This is a genomic window from Clostridium pasteurianum BC1 (genome assembly GCF_000389635.1).
Taxonomy (GTDB): Bacteria; Bacillota; Clostridia; order Clostridiales; family Clostridiaceae; genus Clostridium_I; species Clostridium_I pasteurianum_A.
The window spans coordinates 4,557,533-4,572,952 of the sequence record NC_021182.1; the positions used below are offsets into that span (position 1 = coordinate 4,557,533).

The following is a 15,420-nucleotide window of genomic DNA, read 5'->3' on the forward strand; positions in this document are numbered from 1 at the left end:
TTAAGCAACGTTATACAAACATATATATTATAATACAATCTGCCACGTGTGTCAATAAATTTATACATATTTTAATTAATAATACACCTTTTCTAAGCACAGCCCTTCAGGTGGCACACATGGTCCTGACATAGTCCTATCTTTTGATATCAATATGTCTCTAACCCTTTTAGCTTCAATTCTCTTTAATCCAACTTCCATTAAAGTCCCTATAATAATCCTTACCATATTATATAAAAAGCCATCACCTGTTACGGTGAATATTATGTAATCACCTTGTTTTATTATCTTTAAACTGCTTATTGTCCTTACAGTAGTTTTGGTATTTCCTCCACTGCTTTTAAAAGCTGCAAAATCATGAGTACCAATAAATTGTTTACTGGCCTCTATCATTAATGCTAGATCTATATCCCTTCTAAAATGATAGACATAATTTCTTCCAATTGCCGGTTTCTGAGGTGTATTTAAAACAGTATAGCTATATGTCTTACCTTTACTATTAAATCTAGAATTAAAGTTTAATTCTACTTCCTCTGAATTTAAAATTACAATATCCTCAGGTAACTTACTATTTAAAATATTTCTAAATCTATCAGAAGGTATTTTACTTTCAGTTAAAAAATTTCCTACAAAACCTCTTGCATGAACACCAGCATCAGTCCTACTGGAACCTATAATCTTTAGATTCTCACCAGTTATATCCTTCAAATTTTCTTCCAATACTTGCTCAATAGTTATGGCATTATTTTGTATCTGCCAGCCTGAATAATTTGTACCATCATATTCAATAGTAAGTTTAACATTCTTCATAAGCTCACACCCTAGATTTCATATACATCATTTTTAAAGAATTTTTAATCCTGTACTATAAAACAAAACTAATGGCTTAATTTTGCTATCTATTTTCAGATCAGTAATCAATAAAATCTACTCCAAATTGAAATCACAACAAACGCTGCTGTTACTAATACTGCTATTCCATCCCTGGAATGAAACTTAAGTATTTTCATTCTGGTTCTACCTTCTCCACCTCTATAACATCTAGCCTCCATAGCCATAGCCAATTCATCTGCTCTTCTAAAGGAACTTATAAATAATGGAACTAGCACCGGTATCAAATTTTTTGACCTCTGTAGTAAATTCCCAGATTCAAAATCTGCTCCCCTTGCCATTTGTGCTTTCATAATTTTATCAGTTTCATCTATAAGTGTTGGAATAAATCTTAATGCTATAGTCATCATCATAGCTAAATCATGAGATGATATCCCAACTTTTTTAAGAGGGCTCATCAATTTTTCTAATCCATCAGTAAGTTCTATAGGTGACGTAGTTAATGTAAGTAGTGATGTACCAACAATTAAAAATACCAGTCTCAACACCATAAATCCTGCTATATTTAGACCTTCTTTATAAACTTTAATAATTCCATACTTAAAAACTAAACTTTGTCCTGGTGTCATAAACATATTCATTATGGCAGTAATAATTAGCAGTATAAAAATAGGTTTAAGGCCTTTATATATGTATCTAAGTTGAATTTTTGAAACCATTATAGTTATAGCAGTAAATATTATTACAAATACATATCCAAAATATTGATTTATTAGAAATAAATCAATTATATATATTATAGATAAGATTATTTTAATCCTGGGATCTAATTTATGAACGAAAGAATCCGCTGGGACATATTGTCCAATTGTTATATCTTTAAGCATTTTCACCGCTCCTTAAAACCATTAGAATTTCTTTTTTGGCCTCATCAACAGTGAAGATATCTTGAGATATATTAAATCCTTTTTCTCTTAACTTTCTTAGTAAATAGGTTACTTGTGGCACTGCCAGACCTATTCTTTCCAGAGTATCTATTTCTTTAAATATATCACTGGGTTTTCCATCCAAAATACATTTTCCCTTATTCATGACTAAAATTCGATTGGCCACCTTTGCAACATCTTCCATGCTGTGGGACACCAGTACTATAGTCATTTTATACTCCCTTTGCAGCTTCAAAGTTTGATTTAGTATATCGTCCCTTCCTCTTGGGTCAAGTCCAGCAGTAGGCTCATCTAAAATTAAAATTTTAGGTTCCATAGCAACAACTCCAGCTATAGCTACCCTTCTTTTTTGACCACCACTAAGTTCAAAAGGGGATTTATCTTTAAAAGTTTCATAGTCTAAACCAACCATGTCCATAGCTCTTTTCACACGAATTTTAATTTTATCTTCAGTAAGCCTTAGATTTATTGGACCATAGGCTATATCCTTCTCAATTGTTTCTTCAAAAATTTGATATTCTGGATACTGAAACACCAAACCAACTTTTTTTCTAATATCAGATAATTTAGTAGTTTTTAATGCTATATCAAAACCATCTATAATTATTTTGCCACTAGTAGGCTTTAATAATCCATTTATGTGTTGTATTAAAGTTGATTTACCTGAGCCTGTATGGCCTATTAATGCAACAAACTCGCCATCATTTATATTTATATTTATATTGTCCAAAGCTTTCTTTTCAAAAGGTGTACCTGGCATGTAAATATGTGTTAAATTATCTATTTTAATCGACATAACTCATTCACCATCTCATCTATAGTTAATATATCACTTTTTATATCAATGCCACTTTTCCTAAGCTCATATGCAAGTTCCACCATTTGAGGAACATCTAGCCCAATCTGCTTCATAATCTCTACTTCTTTAAATACTTCCCTAGGAGATCCTTGATTTATGACCTTTCCTTCATCCATAACTATTATTCTGTCAGCTCCAATTGCTTCCTCCATATAATGTGTTATAAGGATTATTGTCATATTACTGTTATTATTCAAATTCTCTATTGTATTAATAACCTCACTTCTTCCTAAGGGATCAAGCATGGCTGTAGATTCATCAAATATTATACATTCAGGTTTCATGGCCAAAGTTCCAGCTATAGCAACTCTCTGTTTCTGACCTCCTGATAATAAATGTGGAGCATGCTTTCTATAGTCATACATATCTACTTCTTTAAGGGAATCATCAACCCTTTTTCTTATTTCACTAGATTCCACTCCCAAATTTTCAGGACCAAAAGCAACATCTTCTTCAACAATTGTTGCTACTAATTGATTATCTGGATTCTGAAAAACCATTCCTGCCTTATTTCTTATAGTCCATACATTATTCTCATCTAAAGTATCCAATCCATCAACAATTACATTTCCCGTTGTAGGAATCATAAGTGCATTTATATGTTTAGCAAAAGTTGATTTTCCAGATCCATTCCTACCTAATATAACTAAAAATTCACCTTTGGGAACATTGATATTTATATCATCTAAAGCTAGATTAAATGTCTTGTCTTCATTATTTTCATATTTATATGAAACATTTTTACATTCTACCATGTTATTTTTCATAATAACACCCCAAAATTTAATAAAATGGGGACTAAGCTAGAATTCTACTTAATCCCCTTTTAGTTACACCAATTCTAATATAACTATTTCAGCTCCGTCGCCTCTTCTTGGACCCATTTTTAATATTCTAGTATATCCACCATTTCTGTCAACATACTTAGGCGCTAATGTATTAAATAATTCACTAACTACATCTTCTTCTGTTACAAATGCAAGCACTTGTCTTCTAGCATGTAAATCTCCTCTTTTTGCAAGAGTAACCATTTTTTCTGCTAAACTTCTTGTTTCCTTAGCTCTTGTTTCAGTAGTTTCTATCTTACCGTGTTTTAAAAGACTAGTAACAAGATTTCTTAACATTGCTTTTCTTTGGTCAGTTGGACGACCAAGTTTACGATATCCTGCCATGTACTTACCTCCTTACTCTTCACTTTGCTTTAATGATAGTTCCAAAGCTTCAAGTTTTTGTTCAACTTCTTCAAGTGATTTTTTACCTAAATTTCTTACTTTCATCATATCTTCCATGGATCTCTCTGTTAATTCCTGAACTGTATTAATACCTGCTCTCTTTAAACAGTTATAACTCCTTACTGAAAGATCTAATTCTTCTATAGTCATTTCAAGTACTTTTTCTTTCTTATCTTCTTCTTTTTCTACCATAATTTCAACGTCATCTGCATGATCTGTTAAAGTCATAAATAATTTAAAATGTTCGATAAGAATTTTAGCGGATAAGCTTATAGCTTCTTCCGGTCTTATAGTTCCATTAGTCCATATCTCAATAGTCAACTTATCATAGTCCGTTATCTGGCCAACTCTTGTGTTTTCAACACTAAAGTTAACTCTTTTTACTGGTGTATATATTGAATCTACTGGAATAGTTCCTATAGGCATATCTTCTCTTTTATTTCTATTCTGAGTAACATAGCCTCTTCCTCTGTTAACTTCAATTTCCATATATAACTTCGCATCACCATCAAGTGTAGCTATATGTAAATCTTTATTAACAATTTCTACATCTCCATCAGTTTTTATATCAGCAGCAGTAACCTCTCCAGCTCCTTCAGCATCAATATAAATGATTTTAGGACCATCACCGCTCATTTTCAAAGCTAAACATTTAATGTTTAATATGATTTCTGTTACATCTTCCTTAACACCTTTTATAGTTGAAAATTCATGAAGTACACCTTCAATTTTTATGGAATTGGCAGCAACTCCTGGTAATGATGAGAGTAGAATTCTTCTAAGGGAATTTCCTAAAGTAATTCCATAACCTCTTTCTAAAGGTTCAATAATAAACTTACCATAAGAACCATCCTCATTAGATTCTATACATTCAATTTTTGGCTTTTCTATTTCTAACATCTATGACCCTCCTTTATTATAAAGTGGCAACCTATTTGAGGGCAACTGATTCTATATCAACTATTTGCTGTATAACTCAACTATTAATGTTTCATTTACAGGAACATCTATATCTGATCTAGTTGGTTCCGCTACAACTTTTCCTTCGAAGTTTTCTGCATTTGAGGTAATCCAAGCTGGTAAAGCCTTTGGATTTTCAACAAATGTCTTAAACTTTTCAGTTCCTCTGCTCTTTTCTGATACAGTTATTACGTCATTAACACTTAATTTATATGATGCTATATCTACTTTATGACCGTTTACTAGGAAATGACCATGAGTAACTAGTTGTCTTGCTTCATTTCTTGAATCGCCATAGCCTAATCTATAAGCTACATTATCAAGTCTTAGTTCAAGAAGTCTTAATAAGTTTTCACCTGTTATTCCCTTTACTCTATCAGCCTTCTCATAATAAGTTCTAAATTGGCCTTCAAGTACCCCATATATTCTCTTAGCTTTTTGTTTTTCTCTTAATTGTAATCCATAGTTAGAAACTTTCTTTCTACCTTGTCCGTGCTGTCCTGGTGCATAGCCTCTTCTAGCAAATGCACATTTATCTGTAAAACATCTATCTCCTTTAAGAAATAGTTTTAAACCTTCTCTTCTGCATAATCTGCAAACTGCTCCAGTATATCTTGCCATTAAATTTTACACCTCCTGTGCTCTAATATTAAACTCTTCTTCTTTTAGGTGGTCTACAACCATTATGAGGAATAGGAGTAACATCTTTTATTAATGTAACTTCTAAACCAGCTGCTTGAAGAGATCTTATAGCAGCTTCTCTACCTGATCCAGGTCCTTTTACATAAACATCAACGCTTTTTAATCCATGTTCCATAGCAGTCTTTGCAGCTGTTTCTGCTGCCATCTGTGCAGCAAAAGGAGTGCTTTTTCTTGATCCTCTGAAACCTAAGCCGCCTGCACTTGACCATGAAAGTGCATTACCAACACTATCAGTTAATGTTACTATTGAGTTGTTAAATGTTGACTTTATATGTGCACAACCATGTTCAACATTTTTTCTTTCTTTTCTTCTTCTTGTTTTTTTACCTTTTTGAGCTGGCATTATCATCCCTCCTTATATTACTTTTTCTTTCTAGCTCCAATTGCTCTTTTCGGACCTTTTCTAGTTCTCGCATTTGTTTTAGTTTTTTGTCCTCTCACTGGAAGACCTCTTCTATGTCTTATACCTCTATAACATCCAATTTCAACCAATCTTTTGATATTAAGAGCTACATCTCTTCTTAAATCACCTTCAACTTTGAAGTTTTTATTAACATAATCTCTTATAGAATTAACTTCTTCTTCAGTTAAATCTTTAACTCTAGTATCAGGATTTACGCCTGTAGCTTTTAATACTTCTTGTGACTTTGATAACCCTATACCAAATATATATGTTAGACCTATCTCTACTCTTTTTTCCTTTGGTAGATCAACACCAGATATTCTTGCCATTAAAATTTACACCTCCCAGGTATTAATACACTAAATTTCAAACTATCATTTTAATTAATTATATATAAAGTTTTAGGCAATAAAATTTACTTTATTGGCAGCCGTCCTAAAACACATTTTAACAACAACCTAAATATTTTTCAACACGTTAGCCTTGTTTTTGTTTATGTTTAGGATTTTCGCAAATAATCATTACTCTTCCTTTTCTTTTGATTACTTTGCATTTTTCACATATAGGCTTAACTGATGGTCTTACTTTCATAGCTAACCCTCCTTATTTTACTTAGCTCTCCAAGTTATTCTCCCTCGACTTAAATCGTATGGGGATAATTCAACTGTTACTTTGTCTCCAGGTAATATTCTTATAAAATTCATTCTTAATTTTCCTGAAATGTGTGCTAATATTTTTTGACCACTTTCAAGTTCTACTTCAAACATAGCGTTTGGCAGGGCTTCTAAAACTGTTCCCTGCATTTCAATTACATCATCTTTTGACATAAGGTAATCAAACCTCCTTATTAGTGCATAGTGACTGCAGAAACCTTTTTATTTGTGAATTACTTACTTCCACATTAGACATTAAACACTGCTTAATATCCTTCGCAACTGTTTCGGTAAACATTAAATGTCTGATCTTTTTCTTTTTAGGCTTTTCAACTTTTCTTAAATCACCATCACAAATATAAACATATTCTTTATCTATTATATCCATAATAATAAATTTCCTATCTACATCTCTACCAGCCTTTGAATACACAACTGTACCCAAACAATCCTTATTCATCAGTTCACCTCTGTTGACTAAAAGTAAGTATTTCAGGTCCATTATCTAAAATAGCTACAGTATTTTCATAATGTGATGATAAACTGCTGTCATCAGTAACTACCGTCCAATCATTTGATTGTACACTAACATAATATTTTCCAGCATTAACCATAGGTTCTATGGCTAAGACCATGCCATGAAGTAGCTTAGGTCCTCTGCCTGGTCTACCAAAATTAGGTACTTCCGGTTCCTCGTGCATATCTTTTCCTATTCCATGGCCTACGTAATCTCTAACAATAGAATATCCAAAACTTTCTACATAAGTTTGAATGGCTGAAGATATATCTGAAAGTCTATTACCTACAATTGCCTTTTCAACACCTTTGAAAAAACTATCTCTAGTTACATTTATAAGATTTTTTGCTCCATCAGATACCTTTCCTACTGGTAAAGTTCTAGCTGCATCGCCTTGATATCCATTTAAAATAGCACCACAATCTATACTTATTATATCGCCTTCCTGCAGCACTCTATTTCTATCCGGAATTCCATGAACAACTTCCTGATTTATAGATGTACATATTGAAGATGGAAACCCATAATATCCTTTAAATGATGGAACAGCATCTTGTGATCTTATGAACTCCTCCGCTATTCTATCTAAATATACAGTTGTTATTCCCGGTTTTATAACTTCTTCCATTCTAAGCAATGCTTCTTCTACAACTTTTCCCGCTTTCCTCATATAGTCAATTTCTCTATTGCTTTTGATTATTATCATAACTTTAATTATCTCCCTAAGATATCACAAACATTTTCAAATACAACATCTATATCTTGCGTACCGTCAACAGCACAGAGTATTTTTGCAGAAGTATAATAATCTATTAACGGTTCAGTCTGTCTGCTGTAAACATCAAGTCTTTCCTGAACAGTTTCTTCACTATCATCTTTTCTCTGAATTATATCGCTGCCGCAAATATCACATTTTCCTGCCACTTTAGATGGATTAAATTTAATATGATAACTAGCACCACATTTTGAGCATACTCTTCTTCCAGTCATTCTTTCAAGTATACTGGATTCAGGAACTTTAATCAGGAGAGCATAATCAATTTTATGTTCTTTATCCTCAAGAAATAAATCTAAAGCTTCTGCCTGTTTTACAGTTCTCGGAAATCCATCAAGTAAAAATCCATTTTTACAATCAACATTACTTAATCTATCTTTAACAATATCTATTGTTAATTCGTCAGGTACCAATAATCCCTTATCAATATATCCTTGAGCTTTTACTCCAAGTTCTGTCTTTTCTGATATGTTCTTTCTGAAGATATCACCAGTTGATATATGGGGAATATTGTATTTATCACTTATTTGTTTTGCTTGAGTTCCTTTTCCTGCTCCTGGAGGACCTAATAGTATAATGTTCATTTAATCATCTCCAATAATATTATTCACTCAAGAAACCTTCATAATGTTTCATTACCAGTTGAGCTTCAATAGCTTTCATAGTCTCAATAGCAACTCCAACTATTATTAGCAATCCGGTTCCACTAAAATACAATCCTTGAAATTTAGTGTACGATTCAAGAATCATTGGAGCCACAGCTATTACTCCAGCAAAAACTCCCCAAAGTATAGAAACTTTATCAAGCACTTTTTCAATATATCTTGCAGTTGGTTCTCCAGGTCTAATACCAGGTACAAATCCTGAAGACTTATGCATATTCTCTGCCATTTCATCTGGTTTTAAAGTTATTTGTGTATAGAACCAGGTAAAGAATATAATAAATATAAAACTCACCACTGCATATTCCCAGCTATTCTGTCTAAACATACTATATTTACCTGAAACAATAGACTTATATATCCACGAATTTGGCCAAAATTGAACAATTATCACCGGAAATTGCATAACTGACATAGCAAAAATTATAGCAATAATGGCTGAAGCATTGATATTTATTGGAATATGAGATGATTGACCTTTTAACGCTTTGCCGCCAACAGCTTTACCTGCATACTGAACTGGTATTCGCCTTTCAGCTAAACATGCCACTATAACAGCTAAAAACAATGCCACAATTATTACTACTAACACAGCAATTTGTACAATATCAACAGTATTGGTCTGTTGCAAAGTTGTAACTTGATAAATCATATTTGGAATTCTAGAAATAATATTTACAAACATTATTAAAGAAATTCCATTACCTATTCCTTTAACCGTGATTTGTTCTCCAAGCCACATCAAAAACACAGAAGCTGTTGTCAACGTTAAAGCTATTAGTGCCATGTTAAGCTTTGAGGTATCTCTGAGAGCTCCCTGGCTATTTATTATTGCATACATTGCAAAAGTTTGAAATGCAGCAAGAAATACTGAACTATATCTAGTCATCTTTTGTATTTTCTTTCTGCCTTCTTCACCTTCCTTTTGCATTTGCTCAAGAGAAGGAATTGCAATTGTCAAAAGCTGTATAATAATTGATGCATTGATGTATGGCATTACAGTCATAGCAAATATGCTAAAACTACTGAATGCACCACCTGACATCAAATCATAAAATCCAGCTAAAGAGCCAGATTGTGATGATAATGAAGCAAGTTTTGATGTATCAACTCCAGGCACAGGAATATGTATACCTATTCTATAAATTATAACCAAAACAAGTGTCCATAACAATCTTTTTCTTAAATCCGGAGTTTTCCACGCATTACGTAAGGTCGATAGCATTCTATATCACCTCTACTTTTCCTCCAGCTGCTTCAATCTTCTCAGCTGCTACTTTTGAAAATTTATTTACTTTAACAGTTAATTTTTTTGTAAGTTCTCCGTTGCCAAGTATCTTAACTCCATCATTAACTTTTCCTATTATTCCTTTTTCAAGTAGCACTTCTATTGTCACTTCTGATCCATCATCAAATATATTTAATCTATCTACATTTATACTAACTATATCTTTAGCAAATATGTTTGTAAATCCTCTTTTAGGCAATCTTCTATATAATGGCATTTGACCACCCTCAAATCCAGGTCTTACACCACCACCAGATCTTGCTTTTTGGCCTTTCTCACCTTTACCAGCATTTCTTCCAAGACCAGAACCAGTACCTCTACCAATTCTTTTAGGTGCTTTTCTAGAACCTGCTGCTGGTTTTAATTCATGAAGTTTCATAATTTGCACCTCCCCGTTTTATATTTTAAACTTCTTCCACTTTTAAAAGATAAATAACTTTGTTTATCATACCTCTTATTTGAGGAGTATCTTCTTTTTCAACTTTTTTACCTATTTTACGTAGTCCAAGAGCATTAACAGTAGCTATATGATCCTTTTTTCTACCAATTAAACTCTTTTGTAATGTTATTGAAAGTTTAGCCATGTTAACTCCTCCTATCCTAATATTTCTTCAATAGATTTTCCTCTAAGCTCTGCAATATCTTCTACAGTTCTTAGTCTTGATAACCCATTTATTGTAGCATTTACTACGTTTCTTGCATTATTAGTTCCTAATGACTTAGCTCTAACATCTTTTAATCCAGCAAGTTCAAGGACTGCTCTTGATGGTCCTCCAGCTATAACTCCTGTACCTTCAGTAGCTGGCATTATAAGAACTTTACCAGTTCCAAATATACCTTCAATAGTATGAGGGACTGTAGTTCCAACCATTGCTACATGAACAATGTTTTTCTTAGCGTCTTCAATTCCTTTTCTTATAGCTTCAGGTATTTCAACAGACTTACCTGTTCCTACTCCTACGTGACCATTTTCATCTCCAACTACTACTAATACGCTGAATCTAAAATTTCTTCCGCCTTTTACAACCTTAGCAACTCTATTAATGAATACAACTTTTTCTTTAAGTTCTAATGTACTAGGATCTATCCTCATTTATTTCCCTCCTTCTCTAGAATTCTAAACCGGCAGTCCTTGCACCTTCAGCAAGTTCCTGTATTCTTCCGTGATATACAAATCCGCCTCTATCAAAAACTACTTCTTTTATACCTTTTTCTACAGCTTTCTTTCCAATGATTTCACCAACAAGCCTTGCTGCCTCTTTATTGCTTCCTGCTTTAGACGAAAAATCTTTATCCTTAGTTGAAGCTGCAACAATAGTATTTCCTGCTATATCATCAATTAATTGAGCATATATGTTTTTTTCACTTCTGAAAACTGCAAGTCTTGGTCTTTCAGTAGTACCAAAAATCTTTTTACGTACTCTCCTATGACGTTTATTTCTAGCTTCGCTTCTATCCTGCTTTTTAAACATACATTTTCACTCCTTTCTTGTAGTTACTTACCTGTTTTACCTTCCTTACGTCTGATGTGTTCATCAGTGTACTTAATTCCTTTTCCCTTATAAGGTTCAGGTTTTCTCCATTTTCTTATATCTGCTGCTACAGATCCTACTAATTCCTTGTCAATACCTTTTACTGTAATTTTATTTGCATCAGGTGTTTCAAAATTAATACCTTCTACAGCGTCTATTTCAACTGGATGTGAATATCCAAGGCTTAATACTAATTTACTACCTTTTAATTGTGCTCTATAACCTACACCTACTAGCTCAAGGGTTTTAGAAAAACCTTCTGTTACACCAGTAACCATATTGTGTATTAATGCTCTTGTTAATCCGTGAAGAGCTCTGTGATTTTTATCTTCGCTAGGTCGACTAACAATTACATTATTATCTTCTACAACTATTTTAATATCCTTATGCATAGTCTTAACAAGTTGACCTTTTGAGCCTTTAACAGTAACAACGTTGTCTGGTGTTACTGCAACAGTCACACCATTAGGTATTACTACAGGCAATCTTCCTATTCTTGACATAATTACACCTCCTGTTCATCTAACTACCAGATATAGCAGATAACTTCTCCACCTAATCCTAGTTTTCTAGCTTCTTTGTCAGTAACTATACCTTTAGAAGTTGATATTACCGCAACACCTAATCCATTCAATACTTTAGGAGTTTCTTCTTTTCTACAATAAACTCTAAGACCAGGTTTTGATATTCTTCTAAGTCCAGTTATAACCCTTACTTTGCTTTGACCATATTTCATACTAAGTCTTAACATTGGAACTGAACCGTCATTATATTCCTCTATATTCTTTATATATCCTTCTTGAAGCATTATATTTACTATTGCTTTCTTTATAGTTGAAGAAGGTACTTCTACTACTTCGTGTTTAACTACGTTTGCATTTCTTATACGAGTTAGCAAATCCGCAATCGGGTCTGTCATAACCATGTTTTATGCCTCCTTTCATTCAATAACAATTACCAGCTAGCTTTCCTACAACCAGGTATTTCACCTTTGTAAGCAAGTTCTCTGAAACATATACGGCAAATGCCATATTTTTTTAATACTGCATGTGGTCTTCCACATATTCTGCATCTAGTGTAAGCTCTAGTTGAAAATTTTGGTTCTTTTTTCCACTTTTCGATCATCGCCTTACGTGCCACGTTATTACCTCCTTATTATTGAGCAAATGGCATACCAAGGAATCTCAATAGTTCTCTTGCTTCCTCGTCACTTTTTGCTGTAGTAACAAATATTATATCCATACCTCTTACTTTATCTATTTTATCATATTCTACTTCTGGAAATATTAATTGTTCTTTAATTCCTAAAGCATAATTTCCTCTTCCATCAAATGCTTTGCTTGAAATTCCTCTAAAATCTCTAACTCTTGGTAGTGCTACATTCATAAGCTTATCAGCAAATTCATACATCTGCTGTTTTCTCAATGTAACTTTACAGCCTATTGGCATGTTTTCTCTAATCTTAAAGTTTGCAATTGATTTTTTAGCTCTAGTTAAAATAGGTTTTTGACCAGTTATTAACTGTAAATCAGCTGTAGCAGATTCTAAAACTTTTGAATTTTCCTTAGCTTCTCCTACACCCATATTAATAACTATCTTTTCCAATTTAGGTATTTCCATTACATTTTTGTATCCGAACTTTTCCATCAGTGCTGGAACAACTTCTTTTTCATACTTATCCTTTAGTCTTGCAGTCATGCATTAGCCCTCCCTTCAAAATCTAAAATGTTTCTCCACACTTTTTGCATATTCTCACTTTTGTTCCGTCGTCTAACACTTTATTACTTATTCTTGTAGCTGAATTACATTTTGTACAATAAAGCATAACCTTTGAACTATTAACCGGTGCCTCTCTTTTTATAATTCCGCCTTGTACATTGGTCTTACTTGGTTTCTGATGTTTAGTAACAACATTTACATCTTTAACTAATACAGTTGACTTTTTAGGATATGCAGCTAAAACTTCCCCTGTTTTTCCCTTATCTTTACCTGAAACAACCACAACTGTGTCTTTTTTTCTAACATGAATTTTATTTATTGCCATCTAAAGCTACCTCCTATCCTATAGAACTTCAGGTGCTAATGATAAAATTTTATTAAATTCTTTATCTCTTAACTCCCTAGCAACAGGCCCGAAGATACGAGTTCCTCTTGGCTGTTTATCATCTTTTATCACTACAGCCGCATTTTCATCAAATCTGATATATGAACCGTCTGCTCTTCTTAAACCCTTAACTGATCTAACTATTACTGCCTTAACAACTTCACCTTTTTTAACAACACCGCCTGGTGTTGCACTTTTAACGCTAGCAACTATTATATCACCAATGTTTCCCCATTTTCTTTTGGAACCACCTAATACTCTTATACACATAATCTCTTTTGCACCAGAATTATCTGCTATTTTTAATACAGTTTGCTGTTGTATCATCTAAATACCCTCCTTTCAATTCAAAAGACTATTTAGCCTTTTCGACTATTTCCACGATTCTCCATCTTTTATCCTTTGATAATGGTCTTGTTTCCATTATTAATACTTTATCATCAACTTTTGCTTCATTATTTTCATCGTGTGCCTTAAACTTAGTAGTTCTGTTAACTGTTTTACCATATAAAGGATGGCGAACTTTAGTTTCTACAGCAACTACAACAGTTTTATCCATTTTATCTGAAACAACCTTACCGATTCTTGTCTTTCTATTTCCTCTTTCCACAGGACAACCTCCTTTCAGCTTTACTGTTCAAACGCCCTTAGTTCTTCTTCTCTAAGGATGGTTTTAATCTGGGCTATAGATTTTTTAACTTCTCTTATTCTCATAGGGTTCTCAAGTTGACCTGTAGCCAATTGAAACCTAAGCCTAAATAATTCTGCTTTTAAATCAACCAATTGAGTTTGTAAATCTTGAGGAGTTTGTTCTCTTAATTCTTTAGCCTTCATTAATTTCACCGCCCATTTCCTCAAAGTCTTTTCTTGTAACAAACTTAGTACTTACAGGAAGTTTATGTGAAGCAAGTCTCATTGCCTCTCTTGCCTGCGCTTCAGTTACGCCTGATATTTCAAATAACACTCTGCCTGGTTTAATTACTGCAACCCAATATTCTGGTGAACCTTTACCAGAACCCATACGAGTTTCTGCTGGTTTTTCAGTAACTGGTTTGTCTGGGAAAATCTTTATCCAAAGTTTTCCTCCTCTTTTAACATATCTATTTATAGCTACTCTGGCAGCTTCAATTTGATTACTTGTTATCCAACCACATTCTGTAGCTTGTAAACCATAATCACCATAAGCAATAAAATTACCTCTTGTTGCTTTACCTTTCATTCTGCCACGTTGTACTTTACGACGTTTAACTCTTTTAGGCATTAACATATCGTATTCCTCCTTCCTTACGCGTTTACTTCTTCCTTTTTCTCAATCTTCTTTGTAGGAAGAACTTCACCTCTATATACCCATACTTTTACACCTATTTTTCCGTATGTAGTATCTGCTTCTGCAAAACCATAATCTATATCAGCTCTTAAAGTCTGAAGCGGAATTGTTCCTTCATGGTACTGCTCTGTTCTTGCTATTTCAGCTCCAGCAAGTCTTCCTGAACATGAAGTTTTAACACCCTTTACCCCAAACCTCATAGCTCTTTGGATAGTTTGCTTCATAGCTCTTCTAAAAGAAATTCTTCTTTCTAATTGTGATGCTACATTTTCAGCCATAAGTTGTGCATCACTATCTGCATTTTTAACCTCAACGATATTAATTAAAATATTTTTATCAGAAACTAAATTCTTAGCTTCCTTTTTTAAAGCTTCAATACCTTGACCGCCTTTTCCTATAACCATTCCTGGTTTAGCAGTATATATATTTAACTTTATTCTTTTTGCAGCTCTTTCAATTTCAATTTTTGAAATTCCTGCATTGTGAAGTTTTTTATTAACAAACTCTCTAATCTTGTTATCTTCAACTAAATAATCTGCAAAATTCTTATTATCAGCATACCATTTAGCATTCCAATCCTTGATTACACCAACTCTTAGTCCATGCGGATTAACTTTTTGTCCCAAAC

29 protein-coding genes are annotated in these 15,420 nt (G+C 33.1%); all 29 read right to left on the reverse strand.

Going from position 1 to position 15,420, the window contains the following annotated elements:
* Window positions 1-75: 75 nt before the first annotated feature.
* The 29 genes from truA to rpsC all read right to left on the reverse strand — a co-directional run bounded on the left by truA (window position 76) and on the right by rpsC (window position 15,418).
* A complete protein-coding gene (gene truA / locus CLOPA_RS21125) occupies window positions 76-810 on the reverse strand; it encodes a tRNA pseudouridine(38-40) synthase TruA (RefSeq protein WP_015617459.1) in 735 nt (244 codons plus the stop codon).
* Window positions 811-917: 107 nt separating this feature from the next.
* Window positions 918-1,718: an energy-coupling factor transporter transmembrane component T family protein gene (locus CLOPA_RS21130; RefSeq protein ID WP_015617460.1), complete on the reverse strand. Its 801-nt coding sequence runs from the start codon at window positions 1,716-1,718 to the stop codon at window positions 918-920.
* Entirely contained in the window at window positions 1,711-2,574 is an 864-nt protein-coding gene (locus CLOPA_RS21135) for an energy-coupling factor transporter ATPase (protein WP_015617461.1), read from the reverse strand. Before CLOPA_RS21135 ends, CLOPA_RS21130 begins: the two co-directional genes overlap by 8 nt.
* Complete coding sequence (locus CLOPA_RS21140) at window positions 2,559-3,404, reverse strand: energy-coupling factor transporter ATPase (RefSeq protein WP_015617462.1); 846 nt, start codon at window positions 3,402-3,404, stop codon at window positions 2,559-2,561. Before CLOPA_RS21140 ends, CLOPA_RS21135 begins: the two co-directional genes overlap by 16 nt.
* Before the next feature lie 63 nt (window positions 3,405-3,467).
* Entirely contained in the window at window positions 3,468-3,809 is a 342-nt protein-coding gene (gene rplQ, locus CLOPA_RS21145; RefSeq protein WP_015617463.1) for a 50S ribosomal protein L17, read from the reverse strand.
* A 12-nt stretch (window positions 3,810-3,821) separates the two neighbouring features.
* Complete coding sequence (locus tag CLOPA_RS21150) at window positions 3,822-4,769, reverse strand: DNA-directed RNA polymerase subunit alpha (protein WP_015617464.1); 948 nt, start codon at window positions 4,767-4,769, stop codon at window positions 3,822-3,824.
* Between the two features lie 60 nt (window positions 4,770-4,829).
* Window positions 4,830-5,450 (reverse strand): 30S ribosomal protein S4, encoded by a 621-nt coding sequence (gene rpsD / locus CLOPA_RS21155; RefSeq protein ID WP_015617465.1) that lies wholly within the window; start codon window positions 5,448-5,450, stop codon window positions 4,830-4,832.
* Between the two features lie 28 nt (window positions 5,451-5,478).
* Window positions 5,479-5,874, reverse strand: a complete 396-nt coding sequence (gene rpsK / locus CLOPA_RS21160; RefSeq protein ID WP_015617466.1) for a 30S ribosomal protein S11 — start codon at window positions 5,872-5,874, stop codon at window positions 5,479-5,481.
* A 17-nt stretch (window positions 5,875-5,891) separates the two neighbouring features.
* On the reverse strand, window positions 5,892-6,263 hold the full coding sequence (rpsM, locus tag CLOPA_RS21165) for a 30S ribosomal protein S13 (RefSeq protein WP_015617467.1): 372 nt from the start codon (window positions 6,261-6,263) through the stop codon (window positions 5,892-5,894).
* A 148-nt stretch (window positions 6,264-6,411) separates the two neighbouring features.
* Window positions 6,412-6,525 (reverse strand): 50S ribosomal protein L36, encoded by a 114-nt coding sequence (gene rpmJ, locus CLOPA_RS21170; RefSeq protein ID WP_015617468.1) that lies wholly within the window; start codon window positions 6,523-6,525, stop codon window positions 6,412-6,414.
* 17 nt (window positions 6,526-6,542) lie between these two features.
* Window positions 6,543-6,761, reverse strand: a complete 219-nt coding sequence (gene infA, locus CLOPA_RS21175; RefSeq protein ID WP_015617469.1) for a translation initiation factor IF-1 — start codon at window positions 6,759-6,761, stop codon at window positions 6,543-6,545.
* A gap of 7 nt (window positions 6,762-6,768) precedes the next feature.
* Window positions 6,769-7,047 (reverse strand): KOW domain-containing RNA-binding protein, encoded by a 279-nt coding sequence (locus tag CLOPA_RS21180; protein WP_015617470.1) that lies wholly within the window; start codon window positions 7,045-7,047, stop codon window positions 6,769-6,771.
* 4 nt (window positions 7,048-7,051) lie between these two features.
* Window positions 7,052-7,810 carry a type I methionyl aminopeptidase gene (map, locus tag CLOPA_RS21185; protein WP_015617471.1) on the reverse strand — a complete coding sequence of 253 codons (759 nt, stop codon included), beginning with the start codon at window positions 7,808-7,810 and terminating at the stop codon, window positions 7,052-7,054.
* An 8-nt stretch (window positions 7,811-7,818) separates the two neighbouring features.
* Window positions 7,819-8,463 carry an adenylate kinase gene (locus CLOPA_RS21190; RefSeq protein WP_015617472.1) on the reverse strand — a complete coding sequence of 215 codons (645 nt, stop codon included), beginning with the start codon at window positions 8,461-8,463 and terminating at the stop codon, window positions 7,819-7,821.
* A gap of 19 nt (window positions 8,464-8,482) precedes the next feature.
* The gene (gene secY, locus CLOPA_RS21195) at window positions 8,483-9,766 is read right to left on the reverse strand and encodes a preprotein translocase subunit SecY (protein ID WP_015617473.1); all 1,284 of its coding nucleotides are present in this window, start codon (window positions 9,764-9,766) and stop codon (window positions 8,483-8,485) included.
* 1 nt (window position 9,767) lies between these two features.
* Window positions 9,768-10,208: a 50S ribosomal protein L15 gene (gene rplO / locus CLOPA_RS21200; RefSeq protein WP_015617474.1), complete on the reverse strand. Its 441-nt coding sequence runs from the start codon at window positions 10,206-10,208 to the stop codon at window positions 9,768-9,770.
* 25 nt (window positions 10,209-10,233) lie between these two features.
* Window positions 10,234-10,413 (reverse strand): 50S ribosomal protein L30, encoded by a 180-nt coding sequence (gene rpmD, locus CLOPA_RS21205; protein ID WP_015617475.1) that lies wholly within the window; start codon window positions 10,411-10,413, stop codon window positions 10,234-10,236.
* A gap of 11 nt (window positions 10,414-10,424) precedes the next feature.
* Window positions 10,425-10,922 carry a 30S ribosomal protein S5 gene (rpsE, locus tag CLOPA_RS21210; protein ID WP_015617476.1) on the reverse strand — a complete coding sequence of 166 codons (498 nt, stop codon included), beginning with the start codon at window positions 10,920-10,922 and terminating at the stop codon, window positions 10,425-10,427.
* A 16-nt stretch (window positions 10,923-10,938) separates the two neighbouring features.
* Window positions 10,939-11,301: a 50S ribosomal protein L18 gene (gene rplR, locus CLOPA_RS21215; RefSeq protein WP_015617477.1), complete on the reverse strand. Its 363-nt coding sequence runs from the start codon at window positions 11,299-11,301 to the stop codon at window positions 10,939-10,941.
* Between the two features lie 23 nt (window positions 11,302-11,324).
* The gene (gene rplF, locus CLOPA_RS21220; protein WP_015617478.1) at window positions 11,325-11,864 is read right to left on the reverse strand and encodes a 50S ribosomal protein L6; all 540 of its coding nucleotides are present in this window, start codon (window positions 11,862-11,864) and stop codon (window positions 11,325-11,327) included.
* A gap of 23 nt (window positions 11,865-11,887) precedes the next feature.
* A complete protein-coding gene (gene rpsH / locus CLOPA_RS21225) occupies window positions 11,888-12,286 on the reverse strand; it encodes a 30S ribosomal protein S8 (RefSeq protein ID WP_015617479.1) in 399 nt (132 codons plus the stop codon).
* A gap of 29 nt (window positions 12,287-12,315) precedes the next feature.
* Window positions 12,316-12,501, reverse strand: a complete 186-nt coding sequence (locus CLOPA_RS21230) for a type Z 30S ribosomal protein S14 (protein WP_010237761.1) — start codon at window positions 12,499-12,501, stop codon at window positions 12,316-12,318.
* Between the two features lie 15 nt (window positions 12,502-12,516).
* Window positions 12,517-13,059 carry a 50S ribosomal protein L5 gene (gene rplE, locus CLOPA_RS21235; RefSeq protein ID WP_015617480.1) on the reverse strand — a complete coding sequence of 181 codons (543 nt, stop codon included), beginning with the start codon at window positions 13,057-13,059 and terminating at the stop codon, window positions 12,517-12,519.
* A 22-nt stretch (window positions 13,060-13,081) separates the two neighbouring features.
* Window positions 13,082-13,405 (reverse strand): 50S ribosomal protein L24, encoded by a 324-nt coding sequence (gene rplX, locus CLOPA_RS21240; protein WP_015617481.1) that lies wholly within the window; start codon window positions 13,403-13,405, stop codon window positions 13,082-13,084.
* 18 nt (window positions 13,406-13,423) lie between these two features.
* Window positions 13,424-13,792, reverse strand: coding sequence for a 50S ribosomal protein L14 (gene rplN / locus CLOPA_RS21245; protein WP_015617482.1), 369 nt, complete (start codon window positions 13,790-13,792; stop codon window positions 13,424-13,426).
* Window positions 13,793-13,820: 28 nt separating this feature from the next.
* The gene (rpsQ, locus tag CLOPA_RS21250) at window positions 13,821-14,075 is read right to left on the reverse strand and encodes a 30S ribosomal protein S17 (RefSeq protein WP_015617483.1); all 255 of its coding nucleotides are present in this window, start codon (window positions 14,073-14,075) and stop codon (window positions 13,821-13,823) included.
* Window positions 14,076-14,095: 20 nt separating this feature from the next.
* Window positions 14,096-14,299 carry a 50S ribosomal protein L29 gene (gene rpmC / locus CLOPA_RS21255; RefSeq protein WP_015617484.1) on the reverse strand — a complete coding sequence of 68 codons (204 nt, stop codon included), beginning with the start codon at window positions 14,297-14,299 and terminating at the stop codon, window positions 14,096-14,098.
* On the reverse strand, window positions 14,289-14,732 hold the full coding sequence (gene rplP, locus CLOPA_RS21260) for a 50S ribosomal protein L16 (protein WP_015617485.1): 444 nt from the start codon (window positions 14,730-14,732) through the stop codon (window positions 14,289-14,291). The genes rpmC and rplP overlap by 11 nt, the downstream gene beginning before the upstream one ends.
* 17 nt (window positions 14,733-14,749) lie before the next feature.
* Window positions 14,750-15,418 carry a 30S ribosomal protein S3 gene (gene rpsC, locus CLOPA_RS21265; protein ID WP_015617486.1) on the reverse strand — a complete coding sequence of 223 codons (669 nt, stop codon included), beginning with the start codon at window positions 15,416-15,418 and terminating at the stop codon, window positions 14,750-14,752.
* Window positions 15,419-15,420: the final 2 nt, after the last annotated feature.

Bases quoted from the DNA above. Each gene is read 5' to 3' on its own strand.
- CLOPA_RS21190 (WP_015617472.1), bottom strand. From the start codon at position 8,463: ATGAACATTATACTATTAGGTCCTCCAGGAGCAGGAAAAGGAACTCAA.
- rplN (WP_015617482.1), bottom strand. From the start codon at position 13,792: ATGATACAACAGCAAACTGTATTAAAAATAGCAGATAATTCTGGTGCA.
- CLOPA_RS21140 (WP_015617462.1), bottom strand. From the start codon at position 3,404: ATGAAAAATAACATGGTAGAATGTAAAAATGTTTCATATAAATATGAA.
- infA (WP_015617469.1), bottom strand. From the start codon at position 6,761: ATGTCAAAAGATGATGTAATTGAAATGCAGGGAACAGTTTTAGAAGCC.
- rpsH (WP_015617479.1), bottom strand. From the start codon at position 12,286: ATGGTTATGACAGACCCGATTGCGGATTTGCTAACTCGTATAAGAAAT.
- rpmJ (WP_015617468.1), bottom strand. From the start codon at position 6,525: ATGAAAGTAAGACCATCAGTTAAGCCTATATGTGAAAAATGCAAAGTA.
- CLOPA_RS21135 (WP_015617461.1), bottom strand. From the start codon at position 2,574: ATGTCGATTAAAATAGATAATTTAACACATATTTACATGCCAGGTACA.
- rpsM (WP_015617467.1), bottom strand. From the start codon at position 6,263: ATGGCAAGAATATCTGGTGTTGATCTACCAAAGGAAAAAAGAGTAGAG.
- rpmD (WP_015617475.1), bottom strand. From the start codon at position 10,413: ATGGCTAAACTTTCAATAACATTACAAAAGAGTTTAATTGGTAGAAAA.
- secY (WP_015617473.1), bottom strand. From the start codon at position 9,766: ATGCTATCGACCTTACGTAATGCGTGGAAAACTCCGGATTTAAGAAAA.
- CLOPA_RS21130 (WP_015617460.1), bottom strand. From the start codon at position 1,718: ATGCTTAAAGATATAACAATTGGACAATATGTCCCAGCGGATTCTTTC.
- rplE (WP_015617480.1), bottom strand. From the start codon at position 13,059: ATGACTGCAAGACTAAAGGATAAGTATGAAAAAGAAGTTGTTCCAGCA.
- rplO (WP_015617474.1), bottom strand. From the start codon at position 10,208: ATGAAACTTCATGAATTAAAACCAGCAGCAGGTTCTAGAAAAGCACCT.
- rpmC (WP_015617484.1), bottom strand. From the start codon at position 14,299: ATGAAGGCTAAAGAATTAAGAGAACAAACTCCTCAAGATTTACAAACT.
- CLOPA_RS21150 (WP_015617464.1), bottom strand. From the start codon at position 4,769: ATGTTAGAAATAGAAAAGCCAAAAATTGAATGTATAGAATCTAATGAG.
- rplR (WP_015617477.1), bottom strand. From the start codon at position 11,301: ATGTTTAAAAAGCAGGATAGAAGCGAAGCTAGAAATAAACGTCATAGG.
- CLOPA_RS21180 (WP_015617470.1), bottom strand. From the start codon at position 7,047: ATGAATAAGGATTGTTTGGGTACAGTTGTGTATTCAAAGGCTGGTAGA.
- map (WP_015617471.1), bottom strand. From the start codon at position 7,810: ATGATAATAATCAAAAGCAATAGAGAAATTGACTATATGAGGAAAGCG.
- rpsD (WP_015617465.1), bottom strand. From the start codon at position 5,450: ATGGCAAGATATACTGGAGCAGTTTGCAGATTATGCAGAAGAGAAGGT.
- truA (WP_015617459.1), bottom strand. From the start codon at position 810: ATGAAGAATGTTAAACTTACTATTGAATATGATGGTACAAATTATTCA.
- rplF (WP_015617478.1), bottom strand. From the start codon at position 11,864: ATGTCAAGAATAGGAAGATTGCCTGTAGTAATACCTAATGGTGTGACT.
- rpsE (WP_015617476.1), bottom strand. From the start codon at position 10,922: ATGAGGATAGATCCTAGTACATTAGAACTTAAAGAAAAAGTTGTATTC.
- rplX (WP_015617481.1), bottom strand. From the start codon at position 13,405: ATGGCAATAAATAAAATTCATGTTAGAAAAAAAGACACAGTTGTGGTT.
- rplP (WP_015617485.1), bottom strand. From the start codon at position 14,732: ATGTTAATGCCTAAAAGAGTTAAACGTCGTAAAGTACAACGTGGCAGA.
- rplQ (WP_015617463.1), bottom strand. From the start codon at position 3,809: ATGGCAGGATATCGTAAACTTGGTCGTCCAACTGACCAAAGAAAAGCA.
- rpsK (WP_015617466.1), bottom strand. From the start codon at position 5,874: ATGCCAGCTCAAAAAGGTAAAAAAACAAGAAGAAGAAAAGAAAGAAAA.